4 tRNA genes and 3 rRNA genes are annotated in these 5,529 nt (G+C 52.6%); all 7 read right to left on the bottom strand.

What is annotated here, in order from left to right:
* Window positions 1-71 precede the first annotated feature (71 nt).
* The 7 genes from ACWGSR_RS37520 to ACWGSR_RS37490 all read right to left on the bottom strand — a co-directional run bounded on the left by ACWGSR_RS37520 (window position 72) and on the right by ACWGSR_RS37490 (window position 5,307).
* A tRNA-Thr gene (locus ACWGSR_RS37520) sits at window positions 72-144 on the bottom strand.
* 3 nt (window positions 145-147) lie between these two features.
* Window positions 148-223: transfer RNA gene (locus ACWGSR_RS37515), tRNA-Phe, on the bottom strand.
* Between the two features lie 10 nt (window positions 224-233).
* A tRNA-Asp gene (locus ACWGSR_RS37510) sits at window positions 234-310 on the bottom strand.
* Between the two features lie 6 nt (window positions 311-316).
* A tRNA-Met gene (locus tag ACWGSR_RS37505) sits at window positions 317-393 on the bottom strand.
* A 19-nt stretch (window positions 394-412) separates the two neighbouring features.
* Window positions 413-528, bottom strand: a 5S ribosomal RNA gene (rrf, locus tag ACWGSR_RS37500).
* Window positions 529-660: 132 nt separating this feature from the next.
* Window positions 661-3,588: ribosomal RNA gene (locus ACWGSR_RS37495) — 23S ribosomal RNA — on the bottom strand.
* Between the two features lie 169 nt (window positions 3,589-3,757).
* Window positions 3,758-5,307, bottom strand: a 16S ribosomal RNA gene (locus ACWGSR_RS37490).
* Together the 16S, 23S and 5S rRNA genes with 4 tRNA genes alongside form the textbook arrangement of a ribosomal RNA operon.
* Between the last annotated feature and the right edge of the window lie 222 nt (window positions 5,308-5,529).

The raw sequence follows: 5,529 nt of genomic DNA, 5'->3' as shown, positions 1-5,529 counted from the left end.
AGGGAGCGGATTTACAGTCCGCCGCGTTTAGCCACTTCGCTACCCCTCCACATTAAATTTTGAAAAAACAGTGCCGGCCAGAGGACTTGAACCCCCAACCTACTGATTACAAGTCAGTTGCTCTACCAATTGAGCTAGACCGGCAAATGGTGGCTCGGGACGGAATCGAACCGCCGACACACGGATTTTCAGTCCGTTGCTCTACCAACTGAGCTACCGAGCCATTTTATAAATGGCGGTCCGGACGGGACTCGAACCCGCGACCTCCTGCGTGACAGGCAGGCATTCTAACCAACTGAACTACCGGACCATTTTTTGGTTGCGGGGGCAGGATTTGAACCTGCGACCTTCGGGTTATGAGCCCGACGAGCTACCGAACTGCTCCACCCCGCGATGATAAAATTTTAGAAAAGCTTGGCGGCGTCCTACTCTCACAGGGGGAAACCCCCGACTACCATCGGCGCTGAAGAGCTTAACTTCCGTGTTCGGTATGGGAACGGGTGTGACCTCTTCGCTATCGCCACCAAACAAATGCCTTCAGGATGAAGGTACTGGGCGTTTCTCACAGGATGTGAGAGCCCTTAGCGGAGTTTCCTTACCTTCCGCCTTTAGAGAGGTGTTCTCTCAAAACTAGATAACAGGTGTGACATCATTCAAAATGTGGTTAAGTCCTCGATCGATTAGTATCTGTCAGCTCCATGTGTCGCCACACTTCCACCTCAGACCTATCAACCTGATCATCTTTCAGGGATCTTACTTCCTTGCGGAATGGGAAATCTCATCTTGAGGGGGGCTTCATGCTTAGATGCTTTCAGCACTTATCCCGTCCGCACATAGCTACCCAGCGATGCCCTTGGCAGAACAACTGGTACACCAGCGGTGCGTCCATCCCGGTCCTCTCGTACTAAGGACAGCTCCTCTCAAATTTCCTGCGCCCGCGACGGATAGGGACCGAACTGTCTCACGACGTTCTGAACCCAGCTCGCGTACCGCTTTAATGGGCGAACAGCCCAACCCTTGGGACCGACTACAGCCCCAGGATGCGATGAGCCGACATCGAGGTGCCAAACCTCCCCGTCGATGTGGACTCTTGGGGGAGATAAGCCTGTTATCCCCGGGGTAGCTTTTATCCGTTGAGCGATGGCCCTTCCATGCGGAACCACCGGATCACTAAGCCCGACTTTCGTCCCTGCTCGACTTGTAGGTCTCGCAGTCAAGCTCCCTTGTGCCTTTACACTCTGCGAATGATTTCCAACCATTCTGAGGGAACCTTTGGGCGCCTCCGTTACCTTTTAGGAGGCGACCGCCCCAGTCAAACTGCCCACCTGACACTGTCTCCCCGCCCGATAAGGGCGGCGGGTTAGAAGGTCAATACAGCCAGGGTAGTATCCCACCGATGCCTCCACCGAAGCTGGCGCTCCGGTTTCCAAGGCTCCTACCTATCCTGTACAAGCTGTACCAACATTCAATATCAGGCTGCAGTAAAGCTCCACGGGGTCTTTCCGTCCTGTCGCGGGTAACCTGCATCTTCACAGGTACTATAATTTCACCGAGTCTCTCGTTGAGACAGTGCCCAGATCGTTGCGCCTTTCGTGCGGGTCGGAACTTACCCGACAAGGAATTTCGCTACCTTAGGACCGTTATAGTTACGGCCGCCGTTTACTGGGGCTTCAATTCGCACCTTCGCTTACGCTAAGCGCTCCTCTTAACCTTCCAGCACCGGGCAGGCGTCAGCCCCTATACTTCGCCTTACGGCTTCGCAGAGACCTGTGTTTTTGCTAAACAGTCGCCTGGGCCTATTCACTGCGGCTCTCTCGGGCTTGCACCCTAACAGAGCACCCCTTCTCCCGAAGTTACGGGGTCATTTTGCCGAGTTCCTTAACGAGAGTTCTCTCGATCACCTTAGGATTCTCTCCTCGCCTACCTGTGTCGGTTTGCGGTACGGGCACCTCTCACCTCGCTAGAGGCTTTTCTTGGCAGTGTGGAATCAGGAACTTCGCTACTATATTTCGCTCGCCATCACAGCTCAGCCTTACGGGAAACGGATTTGCCTATTTCCCAGCCTAACTGCTTGGACGCGGATATCCAATACCGCGCTTACCCTATCCTCCTGCGTCCCCCCATTGCTCAAATGGTGAGGAGGTGGTACAGGAATATCAACCTGTTATCCATCGCCTACGCCTTTCGGCCTCGGCTTAGGTCCCGACTAACCCTGAGCGGACGAGCCTTCCTCAGGAAACCTTAGGCATTCGGTGGAGGGGATTCTCACCCCTCTTTCGCTACTCATACCGGCATTCTCACTTCTAAGCGCTCCACCAGTCCTTCCGGTCTGGCTTCACAGCCCTTAGAACGCTCTCCTACCACTGTTCGAAGAACAGTCCGCAGCTTCGGTGATACGTTTAGCCCCGGTACATTTTCGGCGCAGAGTCACTCGACCAGTGAGCTATTACGCACTCTTTAAATGGTGGCTGCTTCTAAGCCAACATCCTGGTTGTCTAAGCAACTCCACATCCTTTTCCACTTAACGTATACTTTGGGACCTTAGCTGGCGGTCTGGGCTGTTTCCCTTTCGACTACGGATCTTATCACTCGCAGTCTGACTCCCAAGGATAAGTCATTGGCATTCGGAGTTTGACTGAATTCGGTAACCCGGTAGGGGCCCCTAGTCCAATCAGTGCTCTACCTCCAAGACTCTTACCTTGAGGCTAGCCCTAAAGCTATTTCGGAGAGAACCAGCTATCTCCAGGTTCGATTGGCATTTCACCCCTACCCACACCTCATCCCCGCACTTTTCAACGTGCGTGGGTTCGGGCCTCCATTCAGTGTTACCTGAACTTCACCCTGGACATGGGTAGATCACCTGGTTTCGGGTCTACGACCACGTACTCATGCGCCCTATTCAGACTCGCTTTCGCTGCGGCTCCGCATCTTCTGCTTAACCTTGCACGGGATCGTAACTCGCCGGTTCATTCTACAAAAGGCACGCCATCACCCGTTAACGGGCTCTGACTACTTGTAGGCACACGGTTTCAGGATCTCTTTCACTCCCCTTCCGGGGTGCTTTTCACCTTTCCCTCACGGTACTGGTTCACTATCGGTCACTAGGGAGTATTTAGCCTTGGGAGATGGTCCTCCCGGATTCCGACGGAATTTCACGTGTTCCGCCGTACTCAGGATCCACTCAGGAGAGAACGAAGTTTTGACTACAGGGCTGTTACCTCCTATGGCGGGCCTTTCCAGACCTCTTCATCTACCTCGTTCCTTTGTAACTCCGTACAGAGTGTCCTACAACCCCAAGAGGCAAGCCTCTTGGTTTGGGCTGGTCCCGTTTCGCTCGCCGCTACTCAGGGAATCGCATTTGCTTTCTCTTCCTCCGGGTACTTAGATGTTTCAGTTCCCCGGGTCTGCCTTCTCATATCCTATGTATTCAGATATGGATACCACTCCATTACGAGTGGTGGGTTTCCCCATTCGGAAATCTCCGGATCAAAGCTTGCTTACAGCTCCCCGAAGCATATCGGTGTTCGTCCCGTCCTTCATCGGCTCCTAGTGCCAAGGCATCCACCGTGCGCCCTTTCTAACTTAACCGTTAAAAAGAATCACTATGTGATATCTTGTATTACTAATTGAATGTGATGTCTACTGTTATCTAGTTTTCAAAGAACACGTTTCGAAGGAATGATCCTTCAAAACTAAACAAGACAGGGAACGTTCTGTTTATAAGACCCAAGGTCTTATATTCCGTTAAAATCCTTAGAAAGGAGGTGATCCAGCCGCACCTTCCGATACGGCTACCTTGTTACGACTTCACCCCAATCATCTGTCCCACCTTCGGCGGCTGGCTCCATAAAGGTTACCTCACCGACTTCGGGTGTTACAAACTCTCGTGGTGTGACGGGCGGTGTGTACAAGGCCCGGGAACGTATTCACCGCGGCATGCTGATCCGCGATTACTAGCGATTCCAGCTTCACGCAGTCGAGTTGCAGACTGCGATCCGAACTGAGAACAGATTTGTGGGATTGGCTTAACCTCGCGGTTTCGCTGCCCTTTGTTCTGTCCATTGTAGCACGTGTGTAGCCCAGGTCATAAGGGGCATGATGATTTGACGTCATCCCCACCTTCCTCCGGTTTGTCACCGGCAGTCACCTTAGAGTGCCCAACTGAATGCTGGCAACTAAGATCAAGGGTTGCGCTCGTTGCGGGACTTAACCCAACATCTCACGACACGAGCTGACGACAACCATGCACCACCTGTCACTCTGTCCCCGAAGGGAAAGCCCTATCTCTAGGGTTGTCAGAGGATGTCAAGACCTGGTAAGGTTCTTCGCGTTGCTTCGAATTAAACCACATGCTCCACCGCTTGTGCGGGCCCCCGTCAATTCCTTTGAGTTTCAGTCTTGCGACCGTACTCCCCAGGCGGAGTGCTTAATGCGTTAGCTGCAGCACTAAGGGGCGGAAACCCCCTAACACTTAGCACTCATCGTTTACGGCGTGGACTACCAGGGTATCTAATCCTGTTCGCTCCCCACGCTTTCGCTCCTCAGCGTCAGTTACAGACCAGAGAGTCGCCTTCGCCACTGGTGTTCCTCCACATCTCTACGCATTTCACCGCTACACGTGGAATTCCACTCTCCTCTTCTGCACTCAAGTTCCCCAGTTTCCAATGACCCTCCCCGGTTGAGCCGGGGGCTTTCACATCAGACTTAAGAAACCGCCTGCGAGCCCTTTACGCCCAATAATTCCGGACAACGCTTGCCACCTACGTATTACCGCGGCTGCTGGCACGTAGTTAGCCGTGGCTTTCTGGTTAGGTACCGTCAAGGTACCGCCCTATTCGAACGGTACTTGTTCTTCCCTAACAACAGAGCTTTACGATCCGAAAACCTTCATCACTCACGCGGCGTTGCTCCGTCAGACTTTCGTCCATTGCGGAAGATTCCCTACTGCTGCCTCCCGTAGGAGTCTGGGCCGTGTCTCAGTCCCAGTGTGGCCGATCACCCTCTCAGGTCGGCTACGCATCGTTGCCTTGGTGAGCCGTTACCTCACCAACTAGCTAATGCGCCGCGGGTCCATCTGTAAGTGGTAGCCGAAGCCACCTTTTATGTTTGAACCATGCGGTTCAAACAACCATCCGGTATTAGCCCCGGTTTCCCGGAGTTATCCCAGTCTTACAGGCAGGTTACCCACGTGTTACTCACCCGTCCGCCGCTAACATCAGGGAGCAAGCTCCCATCTGTCCGCTCGACTTGCATGTATTAGGCACGCCGCCAGCGTTCGTCCTGAGCCAGGATCAAACTCTCCGATAAAGTAGTTTGACTGACTACGCACATCACTGTGCGATTTATTTAAAACTTTGAATTAACAGGTACGTTTTGTCTTGTTTAGTTTTCAAAGATCATTACCGCTTGTTGAAGCAACTTTATTATCTTACCACTCAGCTTCTTTTATGTCAACAACTTTTTTTAAGTTGTTTCCGAAGCTTTTCGTTGTTGTCTGCTGTTCATCAGCGACGTTTAATAATATAACAC

Source organism: Streptomyces sp. NPDC055632 (assembly GCF_053618675.1).
Note: the sequence above shows the minus strand (reverse complement) of the source record. Positions and strands in the feature narration are given on the sequence as shown.